Here is a 19,168-nt window from a genome sequence, read left to right on the forward strand (position 1 = left end):
CAAATTAAGGCAACTACACCAGCGGATGCGGATGATACTCCCTCGTTCTGTCAAACTGGTAACGATACGTAGTCAGGATCCTGCTTCTATGTGTTCCCAACCCTTCAGCAACATTGACCATCTTTGGGTTGAACTCGCCGATCCACTGCATTTCATAATCTTTGTAAATAGGCTCTCCCATTTCATAAACACCATTCTCAATTTTCAGGTTCTGGATCACGCGTGCACCTTCAACGATCATGTAGCTGTCGATCCCTTTGCCCTGCCATTCGTGAACAACGCCAAAAATGATCCCGACGAACTTTTCGATCTTACGGGTCTTTTTTAACCAGAGGAATTTGAGTTTATGAAAGAGGTCAAACTTTCCGTTCAGGTGTTTGAACCATTGGTTCAGATCCGGAAGATTGATCCATACAGCGATCGGATCTTCGTTGTGATAAACAAACCAGCATAATCTTTCATCCAGCACAGGCTTCATTGATCTGAACATTGTGCGTACAACTTTCTCTTCGATCTGTTTCATACCACCGTGACCGGCCCATGCATTGTTGTAGACAGTGGCAAAATCTTTTGCAAATTTATCCAGCTCATTTATCCTGATATGTTTCGCAGTGATACCCGGAATCCTGGAGCATTCAGCATGGCGATGGTAGAATTTTTCCTGCAATCTTGCTCCTACATCAAGTCCGAAACAGATCTGGTTGAAGAAGGGTTTGAACCCATACGATTCAAAAAGTTGCTTATAGTATGGAGGATTATAGTTCAGGCAATATACAGGCGGTTTGAATCCTTCCACCAGTAAACCCCACCAGCGGTCACGTTCGCCGAAATTGATCGGGCCATCCATTCCCTGCACGCCCCGTTGCATGAGCCAATGTTTGGCTACATCGAACAACATATCTGCAGCCTCCTGGTCGTTAGGACAATCAAAGAAGCCAACCCCACCAACAGGAAATTCATCACCCTTGTTCTTATATTTCTTATTAATAAAAGCGGCAATGCGTCCGATGGTTGTACCGTATTTATCTACAAGTATCCAACGGGTCGCTTCTCCATGACGGAAGGCCTTATTCTTTTTAGGATCAAATACCTGTTCGATGTCTTTATCAAGAGGCCTGATATAATTCGGATCCTGGTTATTGATAAAAAAATTCACTTCCAGGAATTTCTTTGCAGCAGTAGCATCCTTGACCTCTTCCAGCTTAAACATAGCGAATGATTAGTGGGCAAATGTAAGTGGTTAAGTAAAAAGTCAAAATTAAAAAGTAAAAATATTATCCTGCCAGCTCGGAAAACATTTCTACTGGCAGGATGATATTTTTACTTTTTAATTTGACTTTTTACTTATTTCCTGAACAACCTCGCCGCCATTTCCCCAAACCGGCAGGTCAGCATCTGGAGATCTTATCTTCCAACAGCTTTTGTTCAGCGGCTGAGGAGGTGAGATGCAGGGCTTTCTGAAAACTTTCCCTGGCTTTCTGCTTTTGTTGCATCTCAAAAAAGATCTCACCGATAGTGGCAAAATAAAGATGATGTTTTTCGAGGCCCTCTATCCGGTTCAATTCATCCAGTGCATTTTCATGGCTGATCGCGTAAGCCGATGCGATCGCTTTGTTCAGTGCGACAAAAGGGTTGGGTTGCAACTGATAAAGAATTTGGTATAAGTGATAGATCGACTTCCAGTCTGTTCTTTCAAAAGATGGCGCTGCCGCATGCAGTGAGGCGATCCCTGCTTCGAGATGATACGGTGATACTTCAAATGGCTCGGCTGCCATCTCCAGTTGCTCAAAGCCTTTTTGAATGAGTGATCGATCCCACCGGGTGCGGTCCTGGTTTGTCAGTAAGACGATCGCTCCGTTACTATCCAGCCGGCAACTAAGTCGCGAAGACTGAAAATAAAACAGCGAAAGCAATGCATGTGTACGGGGAAAGTTTGTCAATGGATGTTTGGCAAGTATATCACAAAGCCGTATCGCTTCTTCGCAGAGATCAGTGCGTATGAGCAGGTCAGGGTGTGAGGAGTTGTAGCCTTCGTTGAATAGCAGATAAAGCGTTTTTAAAACGACATCTACCCGTTCCGCTATATCGTTCCCTTCAGGGATGTCGAGTCCGATAGCTTCTGATCTGATCTTTTCCTTTGCCCGGTAGATCCGTTTGCTGATCGTTTCTTCGGCACATAAAAAAGCTCTTGAGATCTCTGCGGCACTGAGCCCGCAAAGTGTTTTAAGCGTGAAAGGGATCCTTGATTCGGCCGGAATTGAAGGGTGGCAGGCGGCGAAGATCATTTGCAGCTGGCTGTCCTTTATTTCATTGTCAAGAAAGAGTTGCTGAACGGTGGGCGCGAGTGTCCATTCCGATTCCAGCAGCTTGGCATATTCAGGACTGATCTGCCGGAATCGTTTTTCGCGTCTGAGGAGATCGATGGCTTTATTGCGTGCAACACGATGCAGCCATGCTGCCGGTTGGTCGGGTATTTTCCCATAAGACCAGCTGTTCATGGCCTGCAGCAGTGTGTCCTGTACAATGTCTTCAGCGGCGCTTAGATTCTGCAACCCAAGAAGACGCGACAAGACGGCGATCATCTTTCCCGATTCGTGCCGGAAAAGATGATCGATCAGCCGCGAAATATCATGCTGGGTGTTCATAAATGAGGTAGGAAGTGAAAGTAAAAAGTCAAAATTAAAAGTAAAAAATAAACCGGCCGGTAGAAGTGTTCTCCTCACACGGGTGTTTTTACTTTATAATTTTGACTTTGAAAATCACATTTCTATTTTCAGCACCTGTCTTACCTGAATGGCTCCCCCATACTCAAAGTCCGGATACCCGTCCGTTAGTGCGACAGCTTCGTCATAATCTTTTGCGTTAACAATAAAGTATCCGCCGACAACTTCTTTGCCTTCCGTATAAGGTCCGTCCGTTACAACTTTTCCTTTGGTATTGCCGGTAACCAGTTTTCCGCCCGGAAGCAAAGGTTCGCCTGAATCGTACTTGCCGGCCCTGGTGAGTTGCTCCACCCAGGCCATCCATTTGCCCATATTGGCCTGCATTTCTTCGGGACTCGCATCATGGCTTACGCCGCCATGGAAGATGAACATGAACTTTTCCATACAAAATAGTTTTAAATGAAGAATAGGTTTCTTGTATGACGAATGGGGAAGCGGGTTCCGGACAGGGGAGAAGTAAAAAGTAAAAAGCCAAAATTAAAAAGTAAAAATATCACCCTGCCAGTAGAAATGTTTTCCGAACTGGCAGGGTGATATTTTTACTTTTTAATTTTGATTTTTTACTTATTTCCTGAACAACCTCGCCGCCATTTCCTTATCATGCCCATACACATCGTCCCGGAAATTCAGCTGGCCATTCCTGTCGACCCATGCGGTGAAATAGCAGATAAATACAGGTAATGTTTTTTTCAATGTCACATATTTTTCCTTGCCTGCATTCATGGCTTTTGTGATGCTGGTTGAGTCCCAGGCGGGTTCATTGCGCAGCAGGTAAATGGCCAGTTTCTTTGGCTCTGCGAGGCGGATACATCCGTGGCTGAATGCGCGGCTGCTTTCATTGAACAGGCTTTTTGAAGGAGTATCGTGCAGGTAAATGTTGTAGCTGTTCGGGAATAAGAACTTTACCAGGCCGAGGGAATTCTTGATGCCGGGTTTTTGTCTGACTGCTCCGCCATTCCATTCCATATTGTGATTGGCAAGATAGTTCTTGTTGCGGGCCATGCCGGGCACGACCTCGTTCTTAATGATGCTTGGCGGTACATTCCAGTACGGGCTGAACACGACATATTTCATATCCCCATTGAATATAACGGTGCTGTGAGCCTGTGAGCCAACCACCACATTCATATTCCAGGCATATTTACCGTTTTCATAAACGTGCAGGCGGTATTCGGGAATGTTGACCAGCAGGTAATCTTCTTTAGGCTCTGCCGGTACCCAGCGCAATCTTTCCATATTGATGAGAAGTTGGCGGATCCTGTCACTGACCGGTTTGTTCATTTGTGCAAGAAGTGCAGGGCCGGCTACGCCATCATCTTTCAGCCCGAAACGACGCTGGTAGTTCTTCAATGCTGCAGTAAGGGAGGTATCAAAAAGATTGCTGCTATCGGTCTGCTTCAGGTCTCCATAAAGGAACAGGCGTTGACGTAAAGCGGCAATTGTTTCAGAAGAATCGCCCTCGCGCAGTGATTTCTTTCCTGACGGGATAGGGATAGGCTTCCATCCATCTCCTTTTTCAATAGCATAATATTTTACGAGGTATTCTTTGAGCAGATTGTACTGACGGTTCACCGGCTCGTACGCTGTAAGATTCTGGCCTTTGTGTTTCAGCATGGAATCGAGCACTTCCACAGCGTCGATCTTCTTCCGGGGAATGAACCAGCCCAGGTCTTTTGTGCTGATATCTTTTCTGCCGGCATAGGCGCTGGAAGCATAACGGAAAAATTGTTCGGTAAGCAGCAGCTCTGTTTTCAGTTTTATCGAGTCAGGTGTGCGGATAAAGGTGGTAGAGTCGCTGAGAGAGTCGATCAGCGGCTGCAAAGCAGCAATATAGGTTGAGCTGTCACCGGAGTAATGCAGGTAATCGTTCTGCAGGTTTAGAAAGGTGGTGGCATAGTCAGCCATTCCCTGCGGGAAGAACCAGGCGTATTGAAAGTTTCGCTGATTGTAAAAATTACGCAATGAAACCGCCATGCTGTCATCCAGGTTCTCACTGACCATGAAGCTTTCCAGTTTGGTACTGTCGAAGAACAGTTCGCTGTAGGCGTTCACAATGGAGATCGTGGTATCCCGCTTTACGGGTTCGGGAAGTTTTTTATCCGGAGACTTGCAGGAGAAGGCGATGACAGCAAGCGTGGCGATAAGGAGTTGAGGTAGTTTCATATAAGCAAGTTACTGATTAGATGGGAATTGGCGTAGCTGGAACGCGGCGGACCGCAGCGATACGCAGCGGATGCGGAGAACAGCGGTGGAGGACTTGTATTCGTTGCGATCGCCGCGTATCGCTGCGGTCCGCCGCGCTCCAACTATGCCGGTCGAAAAAAATCTCCCGAAATCACAAATCTTCGAATTGGCAGAACCGTTTACCAACCTTACCTTTGCCGCCAAAATAAACACTCTCCTATATATATGGCCAACGTAGGTAAAGTAAAACAGATCATCGGCGCGGTAATCGACGTGCAATTCGATGGCAAACTCCCTGAGATCTATAACGCATTGGAAATCAAGAAGGAAAACGGGGATATCCTCGTCCTTGAGGTGCAGCAGCACCTTGGAGAAGACAGCGTTCGTACCATTGCAATGGATGGAACGGAAGGTCTTGTCCGTGGTACCACAGTAACAGATACGGGTCGTGCGATCACCATGCCAACCGGCGAGGCGATCAAAGGCCGTCTGTTCAATGTAACAGGGGATCCTATCGATGGATTGCCAGTTGTGTCAAAGGAGGGTGGTCGTGCTATCCACGCTAAGCCGCCGGCATTTGAGAACCTGAGTACAGCTTCTGAAGTATTGTACACGGGTATTAAAGTGATCGACCTGATCGAACCTTATGCAAAAGGTGGTAAGATCGGTTTGTTTGGTGGTGCGGGTGTAGGTAAAACCGTATTGATCCAGGAACTGATCAACAATATCGCGAAAGCGTACTCCGGTCTGTCTGTATTTGCAGGTGTGGGAGAGAGAACACGTGAGGGTAATGACCTGATGCGTGAGATGATCGAAGCGGGTATCATGAAATATGGTGACGCATTCAAGCACAGCATGGAAGAAGGTGGCTGGGATCTGTCTAAAGTGGATATGAATGAACTGGCTGATTCAAAAGCTACCTTCGTATTCGGACAGATGAACGAACCTCCTGGTGCACGTGCGCGTGTAGCCCTGTCTGGTCTGACGATCGCTGAATACTATCGTGATGGTGATGGTTCTGGTAAAGGCCGTGACATCCTGTTCTTCGTAGACAACATCTTCCGTTTCACACAAGCTGGTTCTGAAGTATCCGCCCTCCTCGGTCGTATGCCTTCAGCGGTGGGTTATCAACCTACACTGGCAACGGAAATGGGTCTGATGCAGGAAAGGATCACTTCAACAAAAAATGGTTCGATCACTTCCGTACAGGCGGTTTATGTACCTGCGGATGACTTGACCGATCCGGCTCCTGCAACAACCTTTGCTCACCTTGATGCGACAACAGTATTGAGCCGTAAGATCGCTGACCTTGGTATCTATCCTGCGGTGGATCCACTGGATTCTACTTCAAGGATCCTGACTCCACTGATCGTTGGTGACGCTCACTATAACACGGCAAACCGTGTAAAACTGATGCTGCAGCGTTATAAAGAATTACAGGATATCATCGCGATCCTCGGTCTGGATGAGTTGAGCGACGAAGATAAAATGACCGTTGCCCGTGCACGTAAAGTACAGCGTTTCCTTTCTCAGCCATTCCACGTTGCGGAAGCATTTACTGGTCTGAAAGGTGTACTGGTTCCGATCGAAGAAACCATTCGTGGTTTCAATATGATCATGGACGGCGAAGTAGACGAATACCCTGAAGCTGCATTCAACCTTGTTGGTAGCATTGATGATGCGATCGAAAAAGGTAAGAAATTGCTGGCTCAGGCGCAAGGATAAAGATGTTCAAAAGTTCAAAGGTTTAAAAGTTTAAAAGTTCGTCTGGACGCTTAAACTTTTAAACCTTGAAACTTTTAAACCTTAGAACTATCAAACTTTCAAACTCTTTATGACTCTAGAGATCTTAACTCCCGAAAAAAAGCTCTACAGCGGCGAAGTGTATGGTGTGCAAATGCCAGGCATCAGCGGTTCATTTGAGGTGCTGGAGAAACACGCTCCACTCGTAAGTGCCCTTAAGGCCGGCCGCGTAAAGGTTTTGAAGGATAAACAAAATCATTTTGCTTTCTTCGATATACAAGGCGGATTTGTAGAAGTATTACACAACAAGGTGACTGTACTTGTAGAGGGAGCAACACCGGTGGACGCTGCCTAGATCAGCTCCCCCCTTATTCTACCGATTTATTTCGTGCTTAAGAAACCGAGGGGTAAATAGACTGGGGAAAACCAGCCTATCCGGATTGTGAAAACTATTATTATCCAGCCCTTCTGGTTTTAGCCGGAAGGGTTTTTCTTTTCGTTGATCGTTGACCGTTGTCCGTTGTCCGATTTCGATGAAATGAAGAGACGAAAAAAAGCCTTCCGTCGGCGGAAGGCTCCATATCAAAAGCGAGTTCAAATAAAATCGGACAACGGACAACGGCCAACGGTCGACGGCCATCGATCATCGGCCATCGATCAATCCGGAGCGACCCTCAACCTCAGGACTGCGTCTTCTTCCTCTTCTGCTCCTGCTCTGCATATCCGAATACTTTCTTCATCAGATCCGTTTTGCGGAATTCGTATTTGGTGCGGATCTTTTCTTCTTCGTCGGCGACGGAAGTGAACATGCCGTCAATGGCGCGGGCGGCAATAAAGTCGGTGAGGCTGGTTTCTACCTTGTTGCCGATGAGCGGGATCTTGTTGTATACGTTGGCAAGGTTGCTCCAGGCTTTGTTGGCGCCATTCAGGTTTGCGGTGCTGTCAACAATGGGGCGGAACGCAACCATCAGCGCGGGTGACATGGAGGTTTTGAAATAATCGGTAGCCGCATGCAGGTTGTCTGTCAGCAGGAGACCGGCAGCATCTGTGAGCGACATTTGTTTAACCGAGTTAAGAAAGATCGGTTTTGCAGCAACAACAGCCGAGGTCATTGCGGTGGTGAATTTGCTGGTCACTTCGTTGACCAGGCTGGTCATACCTATGTCTCTTAATGTTTTTTCGATCTTCGCAGCGTCACCTGGTAGTGCGAAGCGCAAAAGGGGATTGCCATTGTTCGGATTTGCGAAAGCATCAAAGCCGGAGAAAAGCCCCTGTGTCAATGCGTCCTTGAGGCCGCCAGCCATTTCTGCCTGTGAGGGGATCAGTACGGAACCAATTTGCTTTAATGTATCACAGGAAGACAGGAAAATAGTGGAGCACAGCGTAATGCTGAGCAATAAGCGCTTCATAGTGTTAGTGTTTTATTGCGCGAAAATAAAGAATCGCTGACCGTTGACCGTTGTCCGTAGTCCGAATTTTCCAAATTCAGCAAACGAACTTTTTACTCTGTAACCCTGTACCGCAGAAAGATACTTTCGGTCATCGGTCATCTTCTCTTAGTTGAGTTGCGGGTCGATCGGGAAATTGATCATCATCTCATAATCACCGCCAAGATGCTTGAGCGCATCTTTCCAGGTATTATTGATATTATCGGTGAAAACAAGGCGTTTGGTAGCGGAAGCGGTGAGCCACGATTTTTCCTTCATTTCTTCCTCAAGCTGACCATCTCCCCAGCCGGAATAGCCGATAAAAAAGCGGATCTTCAGGCTATCCGCGCGACCTGATTTTACGAGTGCCATTGCTTTGTTGAAATCTCCTCCCCAGTACACGCCTTCAGTGATCTCCTGGCCGCCCGGGATCTCGTCTGGATACTGATGCACAAAATGAATGGTGTCCATCTGCACGGGACCTCCGTAGAAAACCGGCAGGGAGAAACCTTCCATCTCCGGAACCAACTGCTCGAGAGTACTTCCGTAAGGGCGGTTTATCACGAAACCAAAGCTTCCTTCCTCATTATGTTCGCAAAGCAAGACCACTGTACGAAGGAAATTCGGGTCCTTCAGGAACGGGTCTGCAATCAGTAAAACACCTGTGCCGGGCTCAATCATAGTTCAATTTAAGAAGATAAAGGTTATGGAGGAAGAAATATCATGCCGGAATCGTCGCCCGTTGTCCGTTGACCGTTGTCCGTTCACCGATGTCCGGGGGAAAAAATGACCAGCAGTATAGGGAGTCTCTCCCCCGGTCAACGGTGGACGGACAACGGTCAACGTTATTCGTGATAGCGAATACAAAAGCCTCGTTAAATTCCATCACCGGTCACCCTTCCTCTTACGCATGCCGCATATCTATAGTATTTTTACAGGATCAAATAGATAAAACCTTTTATCTTTCCGCTAAATAAAGAGGACTTGTTTTGAAAAAAATTTTTCTTGTCATTATTATTCTTATCAGCATTTCTCTGATCGGTATTATCCTGATCCAGCTGTCATGGTTGAAGAACATGATCCTGCTGAAAGAAGAACAGGTGAAAGAAAAGATCGACAGGGCTGTAGATAATGTTGGTCAGGAGCTGAACCAGTATAAAGGCAGCTATTGGAACAACAAGATCACGTCGCAGAGTAATGCACCATTCCCGGATGATTTCACGGAGCTGTTAAGGCCAGTTACGATCGGCAAACGATTTACGACAGCTGAGCTGGAGAGCAAGATCGCCAGCGCGCTGAGAGTACAGCAACTGGCAGGGATGCGGTTCGAATTCATTTTGTATGCCGGTGGTATGCGCAATGCAACGGGGATCGGAACGATTGAACGTGTATCAAAGAACTTCCTGGATATATATGAGGATACGAGCATGAACCATTCGCGGATCTTTAGCCTGTCTGCCCCGAGTGGGTCGGCTGCGGAGAACCTTGCGGTGGATGAGACATTGCATGTGGTAGCTATCAACTGGAAGAATTTCGCACTGAAAGAACTTCGCATGCCGATCGCCATGGCGATCTTCTTTACGGTGGTCATCATTGCTGCATTTTATCTTACGGTATATACCATGCTGCGTCAGAAAAAGCTGGGTGAGATCAAGAATGATTTCATCAATAATATGACGCATGAATTCAAAACGCCGATCGCTACCATCTCACTTGCAGTAGATGCGATGAAGAATGAGAAAGTATTGCAGAGCCGGGAGAAGATGAGTTATTTCAGCTCTATCATCAAAGAGGAAAATCAGCGGATGAACCGCCAGGTGGAAACCATTCTGAAGGCATCACAGCTTGAAAAGCAGGAGGTGAACCTGAACCTTCAGCCGATCAATGTAAACAAAGTGATCAAAGATGTGATCGATACCTTCGCACTTCAGCTGCAGGAGAAGCAGGGAAGGGCAGAAGTGACGCTTGATGCGGAAAATGATGAGATCAATGCGGATGAAGTTCATTTCTCCAACCTGATCAATAACCTCGTTGACAACGCGGTAAAATATTCAAAAGAAAACACGCCGATCCTCATAAAGATCTCTACTTCTTCCAATGATAAATCACTTTTTATAAAAGTGGAAGACAATGGAATTGGTATGAGTAAAGAAACAGTAAAACGCGTATTTGAACGCTTCTATCGTGCGCATACCGGCAACCTCCACAATGTAAAAGGATTTGGCCTTGGATTAAGCTATGTCAAAACAATGGTGAATGCGCATGGCGGCGAGATCAAAGTAGAAAGCACGCTGGGCAAAGGAAGCACGTTCACGTTACAGTTGCCGTTGAGGAAGTGAGAGGGGCAAAAGTTTAAAAGTTTAATAGTTTAAGGGTTTAAAAGTTAAAACATCTGATCAGACATTTTTAAACTATTAAACTTTAAAACTCCTTGTCCCGATCCGCAAGCATCAGGCACCCATCCCCATAGCTGAGAAAGCGGAAGTTATGATCCAGTGCATACTGATAAATTGTTTTCCAGTTTTTGCCTGCAAGTGCGGCAATCAATAATAACAATGTTGATTGCGGCTGATGAAAATTCGTCACCAGTCCTTTAGCAATTCTGAACTTATACCCCGGTGCAATAATGATCTGCGTTTTAGTGATCAGTTGTTGAAGCTTGTTGAGCTCCATCCATCTGATCAGTTGTTTCAATGCCTCCGCTGCATCCATATCCTGAACAGGAAGGTCATATACTTCCCATTGAGATAAGCCATTGACCGGTTCGCCAAGTGACGCTTTTACGCCAAGCCAGTACAAACTTTCTATTGTTCTCATCGAGGTTGTGCCAACGGGGATTACCTGATGATGTGATACTGTTTCAGCCAGTTGCCTGATCGTTTCGATAGAGACGTCAATGAATTCGGCATGCATTTCATGCTCTTCAAGTACATCGGCTTTTACCGGTTTGAATGTACCTGCACCGACATGCAGGGTTACATAAGCCGTATTGATGTTTTTTGAACGGAGTTTAGCAAAGATGTCATTGGTAAAGTGAAGTCCTGCTGTTGGAGCGGCAACAGATCCGTCCATTTTTGCATAAATGGTTTGATATGTTTCGTTATCGGGGCTTTCTGCTTTCCGCTTGATATAGGGTGGAAGCGGGATAGCTCCTGCGAGATGAAGTAGTTCAGCAAAACTTTTATCGGCGGGGCGCCAGCTTAATTCTATTATAAAGCTACCCGTTTTCTTTTCTACATAGCGTGCTTCGAGCAGGAGCTCTCCGGTTGCGGTAGTAATATTTTTTTGCAGCACCTGGCCGGGTTTCCATTTGGAGGCTCCTCCCACCAGGCAATGCCACCAGACTGTTCCGGTTTGTTGTAAAGCGGTGGTGATATCTGTGTATTGTTCATGAGGTTCGAGGCAAAAGATCTCGATCACGCCGCCGGTTGGTTTTTGAAAAAGCAAACGTGCTTCAACAACTTTTGTGTTATTGAAGATCAGCAATGAGTTCTCTGGCAAGTGATCGCTGATGTTTGCATAAATATCTTCACTGATCAGCCCATTTTCCCAGCATAACAGTTTCGATTGGTCACGGGGATTAACGGGGTATTCTGCGATGCGTTCATTTGGAAGTTCATAGGTGAACTCCGCAATGGAGAGATGTTTCGGGTGCATATGTTATGGCGACCAACTGTCGCATTTGATGAGTGGCAAAGGTAAGCAGGCGGCCTTATTCACGTCAGTGTATAATCATGTCTTTTCCTACGGTAATGCACATTTTATCTTTGTAATTCACCGGTTATCCACTGCAATCCACAGCTAATCCACCGGTGTTTTCCTGGATTTTTCCGGGAAACGGCTGAAAGCCCCGCCAGTTAACGTGTATACGTAAAAAAAAGCTGTGGAAAAAATAAAAGCAAGTAAAATTTGGGTCCAAAGTGGGAAAAAGTGTTATTTTGTGTGAATTAATAGACAAATTGATTCAATTCCCTGACACTGATGGACTTTCTCGGAGAATTCGAGGCGACTTTAGACCCGAAAGGGCGTTTTCTTCTACCGGTAGGCTTTAAAAAGCAGCTTCCGGAAGAAGAGCAACATCGCTTTGTTATCAACAGGGGATTTGAAAAATGTTTGAGTCTGTACCCTGTGAAAAATTGGGAGCCATTATTTGCCAAAATCAAGGGGTTGAATGATTTCGATCCGAAAGCAAGGGAGTTCAGGCGGTATTTTTTGAATGGCGCCACTTATGTGGAGCCGGATAGTGCAGGCAGGTTACTGCTACCTGCCAATCTGAAAGCCCATGCCGATCTGCAGAAAGACATTGTGTTGGTGGCGGCGGGCGATAAAATTGAAATCTGGGATAGTAATAAGTACAAACAGTTCTTTGATTCATTCTCACCGGAAGCATTCAGTCAATTGGCGAAAGACGTTATGGTGGGCGATAATGATAATTAGCGTTGATGGAAGAGACGTACCACATACCAGTCTTATTGGAAGAGACAATCGAGGGTCTTCAGATAAAACCTGATGGTATTTACGTGGATTGCACATTTGGAGGTGGAGGTCATTCGCGCGCGATCCTGCAGCAGCTTGGTCCAAACGGGAAGCTGGTTGCATTTGACCAGGATGAAGATGCAAAACGAAATCTGCCCGATGATGACCGGGTGATCTTTGTTCCGCACAACTTCCGCCATATTCAGCGTTTTCTTCGTCTGCATCAGCTTAATGCCGTTGATGGCATTATGGCTGATCTCGGCGTAAGCAGCCACCAGTTTGATGAAGCGGCCCGTGGATTTTCCACCCGCTTTGATGGCGATCTTGACATGCGCATGGATCAGCGTCAGGCGGTAACAGCGTTCACCGTGGTGGATACCTATACAGAAGCGCAGTTGCATAAACTGTTTGAACAGTATGGCGAGGTCACTAATTCAAAAACACTGGCAAGAAAGATCGTTGCGGTTCGTGGACAGGTATCGCTCAAAACCATAGACGCTTTTAAGAATGCACTCCGTGAGGTGGTAAAAGGAAATCCCAATAAGTATTTTGCCCAGGTTTTCCAGGCTTTGCGCATTGAAGTGAATGATGAATTAGGCGCGCTGAAAGAAATGTTGCAACAGCTTCCAAAACTACTGAAGCCAGGCGGTCGCATAGCAATCATCACTTTTCATTCCTTAGAAGACAGATTGGTTAAGAACTTTTTCCGTCGCGGCACTTTTGAAGAGCCGGAGACAACGAATCCTTTTATCAACGACGAACAGGTGAATGAACTGAAGGTGATCACAAAAAAACCGGTCATACCATCAGATACAGAACAAAAGAGGAATTCCCGCTCGCGAAGTTCAAAGCTTCGTGTTGCAGAGAAGGTAATGATGGTGTAGAAGAATAGTTTAAAAGTTTAAATGTTTAAAGTTTAATAGTTGACCGAACATAGACAAAACCTTAAACAGTTAAACTTTTAAACAATTAAACTTTAAAACTTTTAACCCGTGAAAGAGAAAGAAGAGGATATAGTCGACGCAGTTGAACCGGAAACGGAAGAAACTGCTGAGACGGAGAAAAAAGAGCGGAAGCCGCGAAAGCGGAAAGCCGCCGCTACCGGACGGGGTTGGAAACGCTGGTTGAACTACCAGGCTGTTGTAAGACAGATACCGTTCTTTCTCTTTCTCACCTTCCTTGCCGTAGTGTACATATACAACGGACACCTGGCAGACAAAACGGTGAGACAGATCGGAAGAACGTCGAGAGAAGTAAAAGAGCTGCAGTATGAATATAAAACGGTGAAGAGTGAAGTGATGTTCCGCAGCAAGCAAAGCGAAATGGTGAAAGCAGTAGAGCCATTAGGATTGAAAGAACTATTGCAACCTCCGGTGATACTGGAAGAAAAAAAAGAATAGAGGAGAAATAAAGCAGGCTAACCATTGGAAACACGGCGCGACATATTGTGGAGAGTATATGTGAGCTTTCTCGGCATCGTGGTGCTGAGCATGCTGATACTTGGTAAAGCGTTTTATATCCAAAGGTTTGAAGGAGAGCGGTGGAGAAACCTGAGTGATAGCTTACATCAGCGTATTGTAGAGCTGGATGCGGATCGCGGAACGATCTATAGCGAAGATGGACACATGTTGAGCACTTCTCTTCCGCAATTTGATATCTATCTCGATTTCAAAGCAGATGGTCTGAGAGATAAAAATGGAAAAGTGTTCAGGGATAATATCGATTCCTTTTCCATCGCAATGGCGAAGTTCTTTGGTGATAAAAGTTCGGCACAATACAAAGCAGAACTGAAAGAAGGATACCGCAAAAAAAGCAGGTATTATTCGCTGAAGAAGAAAATGTCTTTTGATGAGTATAAGGCTTTCCGGCAATTTCCGCTGGTAAAGCTCGGACGGAATAAAAGTGGAGTGATCGTGGAAGAGAGCAGTAAACGGTTGTCACCGTTTGGTCTGCTGGCCAACAGAACGATCGGCCTTTCACGCGAGCATGTCGCCAGCAACGGTAAAGTGAAAAAGCAGAATGTGGGACTGGAGATGAGTTATGACAGCTTATTGACTGGACAGAAAGGACAGCGCCTGATCAGGTTTGCAGCCGGAGGCGCTATACCGGTAGAAGGCTTCGAAGTGGAACCTGAGAACGGCAAAGACGTTTTCACCACTTTAGATGTAAACATACAGGACATTACTGAGAACGCATTGCTGAGAATGATGGAAACCAGTGAAGCATTGTATGGCACTGCGATCGTAATGGAAACAAAAACAGGAAAGATCAAGTCGATCGCCAATCTGGGCCGCCGCCCTGATGGAAGCTACTGGGAAGACGATAACTACGCATTGCGTGTGACTGAACCCGGTTCGACTATCAAGCTGGTAACGCTGATGGCAATCCTGGAAAAAGGTACTTCAAAACTGAATGACCTCGTAGAAGTAGGAAGCGCCGGAAGGATGATCGTGGGACCGAGAAATGTAAATGATGCGGAAAGATCACCTAAACCTGTGCTGACAGTTGAAGAATGTTTCGCGCATAGCTCGAATGTAGGCATGAGCAAACTGGCCATGAAAGCATTTGCACAAAATCCAAAGGAGTTCCGTGACTACCTGCATAAGTATCACATGGATGTTCCTTCTCCGATAGATCTATCCAATATCCCCAAACCAAGAGTGGCTCCGCTTGAGAAGAGCAGCGGCGGAGTGATGAACATGATTACCATGAGCTTTGGCTATGCCGTTCAGGTGAGTCCATTGCACACGCTGGCGTTGTATAATGCGATCGCTAATAACGGGCGCATGATGAAACCTTACCTGGTAAGCAGTATCCGGCAGGATGGGATCGTGACCAGGCAGTTTGAACCGACCGTGATCGAGGAAAATATTTCAAAGCCTGAAGTAATTGAGGCAGCAAAGAGAAGTATGGAAGCGGTGGTGAAAGAAGGAACGGGCCGTCCGGTTTTTAAAGATTTTCCTTTTGCAGTGGCAGGAAAAACCGGAACCGCGCACGTGGCTGATGGTAATATCAAGTATCAGCATGGCGTATATCAGGCAAGTTTTGTAGGATATTTTCCGGCTAATGATCCGCAATACACCTGCATCGTAGTGATAAGAAGTAAGCCTCATGCGGCAATACATTATGGAGGTTCACTAAGCGGACCGGTATTCAAAGAAATTGCCACAAAGCTTTACTCCAGTTATGTGAACAAGAAAGATCCTGTACAGTGGAACCCGAAAAAAGACAGCGCAGCTTTCTTTTACGCAGGAAACACTGAAGACATCAGAACTGTGTATAAGACGCTCAATATGAGTTATACCGATTCAGCGGCACAGGGAAACTGGAGTAGCGTATATGCTGCTAATTACAGACCGGTAGTAAAGAGTGCCGGAATTAAGCAGCAGGTAATGCCGAATGTGAGGGGGATGGGTTTGAAGGACGCTTTGTTTCTGCTGGAGAATATGGGAATGAAAGTATCCGTCCAGGGAAAAGGAAAAGTATCAGGTCAGTCAGTAAGCCCCGGAACCAATGTGACGAAAGGAATGACTGTAACGATCGATTTGATATAAATGGTAATGTCATTGATAAATAGTAAAACACAAATAACGAGGGCTGTTGTTGAATTTTTACTTTTTATTTTTTAATTGAAGAACAGTGCTATTACGCGATATACTATATAAAGTCAGTATCAGGTCTGTCAGTGGAAGCACAGATGTTGAAGTGAAGGATATTCAGATCGATTCGCGCAAGGTTCAGCCCGGTACGTTGTTCATCGCTATCAAAGGTGTGGCAGCGGACGGACATCAGTTCATTGAAAAAGCAATTGAAAGCGGCGCCGTAGCAGTTATCAGTGAAGCGCAGATCACAGCGCGCGAGGGTGTGACGATGCTTCAGGTGGAGAACAGCTCCGCCGCAGCGGGTTATACTGCCAGCAATTTCTTTGGCCAGCCCTCTTCGAAAATGAAGCTGGTCGGAGTTACCGGCACAAATGGCAAAACGACCATTGCTACGCTGCTTTACAAACTGTTTACAGCGCTTGGTTATAAGTGTGGTCTGCTGAGCACGGTGGATAATCATATTGGAGACAAAGTGGTGCCAGCAACGCATACCACTCCGGATCCGATCAGTTTGAACGGCTTGTTGAGGGAGATGCTGCATGAAGGATGCACCCATGTGTTCATGGAAGTGAGCTCGCATGCGGTGGCGCAACATCGAACGAATGGTTTGGAGTTTGACGGTGGTTTGTTCAGCAATATCACACATGATCACCTGGACTACCACAAGACCTTTGACGAATATATCAGGGTGAAAAAAGCTTTTTTCGACGGCTTGTCATCCAGCGCTTTTGCGATCAGCAACGCAGATGATAAAAGAGGAGAAGTGATGCTGCAGAATACAAACGCAAAGAAGTATTTCTACAGCCTGAAAACGCTGGCCGACTTTAAAGGGAAGATCATTGAAAACGGACTGGCTGGTCTGGTGATGAATGTGAATGACCAGGAAGTGCATTTCCGCCTGATCGGTGAATTCAATGCGTATAACCTGCTGGCTGTGTATGGAGCAGCGATCTGTATGGGTGAGGACAAGCACGAGGTATTGAGGTGCCTGAGCGTACTGACCGGTGCAGAAGGAAGATTTGACTATATGCTGTCTGCCAAAGAAAGAGTGATCGCGATCGTTGACTACGCACATACACCAGATGCATTACTGAATGTGCTGGCAACGATCAAGAAGCTGAAGCGGGGATTCGAGCAGGTGATCACAGTAGTAGGATGCGGGGGAGACAGGGATAAAACGAAAAGGCCGATCATGGCCGAAGTAGCGATAGAGCACAGTGATAAGGTAGTATTTACCAGCGACAATCCGAGAAGTGAAGATCCGGCGCAGATCATAAAAGATATGGAAGACGGACTTCCACCGGCCGCAAGAAGAAAGTACCTGTCGATCGCTGACAGAAAAGAAGCGATCAAAACAGCGATCAGCCTGGCAGGAAAAGAAGATATCATATTAATAGCTGGTAAAGGACACGAGAAATACCAGGAAATAAAAGGAGTAAGAAATCATTTTGACGATAAAGAAGTAGTGAGGGAGATGTTTGAATTACTGGATAAGTAAAAATTAAAAGGCAAAAAACTTTTACTGGCAAAGTCACTAAAGCATAACGCATTCTGAAGAGACAATTTTTACTTTTTATTTTGAATTTTTAATTCTTACAGGATACCCGGTGCCGGATACTGAATTCCATGGACGGTATCAACATCTGGTCCCGGGCATCCTGTAACAACATACCAATATCCTGTCTCAGATCGCAGACAGATCCAACATCCAACTATAAACAAAGCCAACAATGCTGTATCACTTATTTGAATGGTTAAAAGATCAGGGGTACAAGTTTGCCGGAAGCGAACTTTTCCGATTCATCTCTTTCAGAGTGATGCTGGCTGTTTTGTTGTCTTTATTTATCACTGCTTTTTACGGTAAGAAACTGATCAGGTTCTTACAGAAAAAGCAACTGGGTGAAACGGTCAGAGATCTTGGACTCGCGGGTGAGCAGGTGAAGAAAGGAACACCGACAATGGGTGGGATCGTGATCATTCTCGCGATCATCATACCAACGATCCTGTTTGCAAGGCTGACATCGGTATACATTATCCTGATGCTGGTGGCAACGATCTGGTTGGGCATTATCGGATTCATTGATGATTACCTGAAGCTGCGTGCAAAGAAGATCGCGCAACAGCAGGGTGTGAAATATGTAAAAGGTGATAAGGACGGTTTGGCCGGATGGTTCAAGATCCTGGGCCAGGTGGGTTTGGGTATCACGATAGGAGCAGTTCTTTATTTTAATAGCAACGTGAAGATCTGGAGGGAATACCAGGGGAATCCAAAGGGCGGAGATGTGATCGAACGGGTGGTCAATGGCAAGACAAAATATTTTGTAGAAACAAAAGATCCGATCACAACGATCCCTTTTGTAAAAAGCCACGAGTTCAACTATACAAAGTTGTTGCCTGAATCCTTGCGTGACTATTCATGGCTGTTGTATATCGGTGTGGTAATCTTTATCATCACGGCGGTTTCCAACGGTGCAAACATCACGGACGGATTGGATGGGCTGGCTACGGGAACCTCGGCATTGATAGGAGTCTGTTTGGGCATATTCGCTTATGCCAGTGGTAACTTCTTTTTCGCCGACTACCTTAATATAATGTATATACCGGGGTTGGATGAGTTGTCGATATTTATTGCGTCCATGATCGGGGCTTGTATCGGCTTCTTGTGGTACAACTCTTACCCGGCGCAGGTATTCATGGGTGATACAGGGAGTTTGACATTGGGAGGGATCATCGCCTCACTGGCGATCATTGTGCACAAGGAATTGCTGATCCCGATCTTTTGTGGTGTATTCCTGGTGGAACTGGTAAGTGTGATGATGCAGGTAAGCTACTTTAAGTATACGAAGAAAAAATTTGGAGTGGGTAAACGGATCTTTCTGATGAGCCCGCTTCACCATCACTTTCAGAAGAAAGGATATCATGAGGCGAAGATCGTAACGAGGTTCTGGATTGTAACGATCCTTTGCGTTGTATTAAGTATCGTGACGTTGAAGTTGAGATAAAGGGCGGGTCT

Annotated in this window: 16 protein-coding genes; 9 read left to right on the plus strand and 7 right to left on the minus strand. The window is 45.9% G+C overall.

All coding sequences use genetic code 11. The features are described 5' to 3' along the window. Window positions 1–13 precede the first annotated feature (13 nt). From LZZ85_RS19380 to LZZ85_RS19395, 4 genes are all read right to left on the minus strand, one after another. The gene (locus LZZ85_RS19380) at window positions 14–1,210 is read right to left on the minus strand and encodes a hypothetical protein (protein WP_237875007.1); all 1,197 of its coding nucleotides are present in this window, start codon (window positions 1,208–1,210) and stop codon (window positions 14–16) included. Between the two features lie 178 nt (window positions 1,211–1,388). Next, window positions 1,389–2,645 carry an RNA polymerase sigma factor gene (locus tag LZZ85_RS19385; RefSeq protein WP_237875008.1) on the minus strand — a complete coding sequence of 419 codons (1,257 nt, stop codon included), beginning with the start codon at window positions 2,643–2,645 and terminating at the stop codon, window positions 1,389–1,391. Window positions 2,646–2,759: 114 nt separating this feature from the next. Beyond that, on the minus strand, window positions 2,760–3,107 hold the full coding sequence (locus LZZ85_RS19390) for a YciI family protein (protein WP_237875009.1): 348 nt from the start codon (window positions 3,105–3,107) through the stop codon (window positions 2,760–2,762). A 180-nt stretch (window positions 3,108–3,287) separates the two neighbouring features. Further along, window positions 3,288–4,886, minus strand: a complete 1,599-nt coding sequence (locus LZZ85_RS19395) for a L,D-transpeptidase family protein (protein WP_237875010.1) — start codon at window positions 4,884–4,886, stop codon at window positions 3,288–3,290. 246 nt (window positions 4,887–5,132) lie between these two features. Between LZZ85_RS19395 and atpD the strand changes: the two genes are divergently transcribed. Both atpD and atpC read left to right on the plus strand, forming a co-directional pair. Beyond that, window positions 5,133–6,632, plus strand: a complete 1,500-nt coding sequence (atpD, locus tag LZZ85_RS19400) for a F0F1 ATP synthase subunit beta (RefSeq protein WP_237875011.1) — start codon at window positions 5,133–5,135, stop codon at window positions 6,630–6,632. Window positions 6,633–6,741: 109 nt separating this feature from the next. Further along, a complete protein-coding gene (gene atpC / locus LZZ85_RS19405) occupies window positions 6,742–7,005 on the plus strand; it encodes an ATP synthase F1 subunit epsilon (RefSeq protein WP_237875012.1) in 264 nt (87 codons plus the stop codon). A gap of 325 nt (window positions 7,006–7,330) precedes the next feature. On the opposite strand, the gene LZZ85_RS19410 is transcribed toward atpC, so the two are convergent. Next, the gene (locus LZZ85_RS19410) at window positions 7,331–8,059 is read right to left on the minus strand and encodes a DUF4197 domain-containing protein (protein ID WP_237875013.1); all 729 of its coding nucleotides are present in this window, start codon (window positions 8,057–8,059) and stop codon (window positions 7,331–7,333) included. A 147-nt stretch (window positions 8,060–8,206) separates the two neighbouring features. Further along, window positions 8,207–8,758, minus strand: coding sequence for a YqgE/AlgH family protein (locus tag LZZ85_RS19415; protein ID WP_237875014.1), 552 nt, complete (start codon window positions 8,756–8,758; stop codon window positions 8,207–8,209). Window positions 8,759–9,066: 308 nt separating this feature from the next. Between LZZ85_RS19415 and LZZ85_RS19420 the strand changes: the two genes are divergently transcribed. Next, complete coding sequence (locus tag LZZ85_RS19420; protein WP_237875015.1) at window positions 9,067–10,416, plus strand: sensor histidine kinase; 1,350 nt, start codon at window positions 9,067–9,069, stop codon at window positions 10,414–10,416. 82 nt (window positions 10,417–10,498) lie between these two features. On the opposite strand, the gene LZZ85_RS19425 is transcribed toward LZZ85_RS19420, so the two are convergent. Further along, window positions 10,499–11,734 carry an S-adenosylmethionine:tRNA ribosyltransferase-isomerase gene (locus LZZ85_RS19425; RefSeq protein ID WP_237875016.1) on the minus strand — a complete coding sequence of 412 codons (1,236 nt, stop codon included), beginning with the start codon at window positions 11,732–11,734 and terminating at the stop codon, window positions 10,499–10,501. Between the two features lie 324 nt (window positions 11,735–12,058). Here LZZ85_RS19425 and mraZ point away from each other — a divergent pair, with 324 nt between their 5' ends. The 6 genes from mraZ (at window position 12,059) to mraY (ending at window position 19,157) form a co-directional block, all read left to right on the plus strand. Then, window positions 12,059–12,514 (plus strand): division/cell wall cluster transcriptional repressor MraZ, encoded by a 456-nt coding sequence (mraZ, locus tag LZZ85_RS19430; protein WP_237875017.1) that lies wholly within the window; start codon window positions 12,059–12,061, stop codon window positions 12,512–12,514. A gap of 5 nt (window positions 12,515–12,519) precedes the next feature. After that, window positions 12,520–13,437, plus strand: a complete 918-nt coding sequence (gene rsmH / locus LZZ85_RS19435; RefSeq protein WP_237875018.1) for a 16S rRNA (cytosine(1402)-N(4))-methyltransferase RsmH — start codon at window positions 12,520–12,522, stop codon at window positions 13,435–13,437. A 108-nt stretch (window positions 13,438–13,545) separates the two neighbouring features. Continuing rightward, window positions 13,546–13,953, plus strand: coding sequence for an FtsL-like putative cell division protein (locus LZZ85_RS19440; protein ID WP_237875019.1), 408 nt, complete (start codon window positions 13,546–13,548; stop codon window positions 13,951–13,953). Window positions 13,954–13,977: 24 nt separating this feature from the next. Then, entirely contained in the window at window positions 13,978–16,107 is a 2,130-nt protein-coding gene (locus LZZ85_RS19445) for a penicillin-binding protein (RefSeq protein ID WP_237875020.1), read from the plus strand. 85 nt (window positions 16,108–16,192) lie between these two features. Next, window positions 16,193–17,653 carry a UDP-N-acetylmuramoyl-L-alanyl-D-glutamate--2,6-diaminopimelate ligase gene (locus LZZ85_RS19450; RefSeq protein ID WP_237875021.1) on the plus strand — a complete coding sequence of 487 codons (1,461 nt, stop codon included), beginning with the start codon at window positions 16,193–16,195 and terminating at the stop codon, window positions 17,651–17,653. A 232-nt stretch (window positions 17,654–17,885) separates the two neighbouring features. Continuing rightward, the gene (gene mraY / locus LZZ85_RS19455; protein WP_237875022.1) at window positions 17,886–19,157 is read left to right on the plus strand and encodes a phospho-N-acetylmuramoyl-pentapeptide-transferase; all 1,272 of its coding nucleotides are present in this window, start codon (window positions 17,886–17,888) and stop codon (window positions 19,155–19,157) included. Window positions 19,158–19,168: the final 11 nt, after the last annotated feature.

Origin of the sequence: Terrimonas ginsenosidimutans (assembly GCF_022012415.1) — a bacterium.
GTDB classification, from domain to species: Bacteria; Bacteroidota; Bacteroidia; order Chitinophagales; family Chitinophagaceae; genus Terrimonas_A; species Terrimonas_A ginsenosidimutans.

Coding starts and splice junctions, on each gene's coding strand:
- LZZ85_RS19380 (WP_237875007.1), bottom strand. CDS start 1,210: ATGTTTAAGCTGGAAGAGGTCAAGGATGCTACTGCTGCAAAGAAATTC.
- LZZ85_RS19385 (WP_237875008.1), bottom strand. CDS start 2,645: ATGAACACCCAGCATGATATTTCGCGGCTGATCGATCATCTTTTCCGG.
- LZZ85_RS19390 (WP_237875009.1), bottom strand. CDS start 3,107: ATGGAAAAGTTCATGTTCATCTTCCATGGCGGCGTAAGCCATGATGCG.
- LZZ85_RS19395 (WP_237875010.1), bottom strand. CDS start 4,886: ATGAAACTACCTCAACTCCTTATCGCCACGCTTGCTGTCATCGCCTTC.
- atpD (WP_237875011.1), top strand. CDS start 5,133: ATGGCCAACGTAGGTAAAGTAAAACAGATCATCGGCGCGGTAATCGAC.
- atpC (WP_237875012.1), top strand. CDS start 6,742: ATGACTCTAGAGATCTTAACTCCCGAAAAAAAGCTCTACAGCGGCGAA.
- LZZ85_RS19410 (WP_237875013.1), bottom strand. CDS start 8,059: ATGAAGCGCTTATTGCTCAGCATTACGCTGTGCTCCACTATTTTCCTG.
- LZZ85_RS19415 (WP_237875014.1), bottom strand. CDS start 8,758: ATGATTGAGCCCGGCACAGGTGTTTTACTGATTGCAGACCCGTTCCTG.
- LZZ85_RS19425 (WP_237875016.1), bottom strand. CDS start 11,734: ATGCACCCGAAACATCTCTCCATTGCGGAGTTCACCTATGAACTTCCA.
- mraZ (WP_237875017.1), top strand. CDS start 12,059: ATGGACTTTCTCGGAGAATTCGAGGCGACTTTAGACCCGAAAGGGCGT.
- rsmH (WP_237875018.1), top strand. CDS start 12,520: ATGGAAGAGACGTACCACATACCAGTCTTATTGGAAGAGACAATCGAG.
- mraY (WP_237875022.1), top strand. CDS start 17,886: ATGCTGTATCACTTATTTGAATGGTTAAAAGATCAGGGGTACAAGTTT.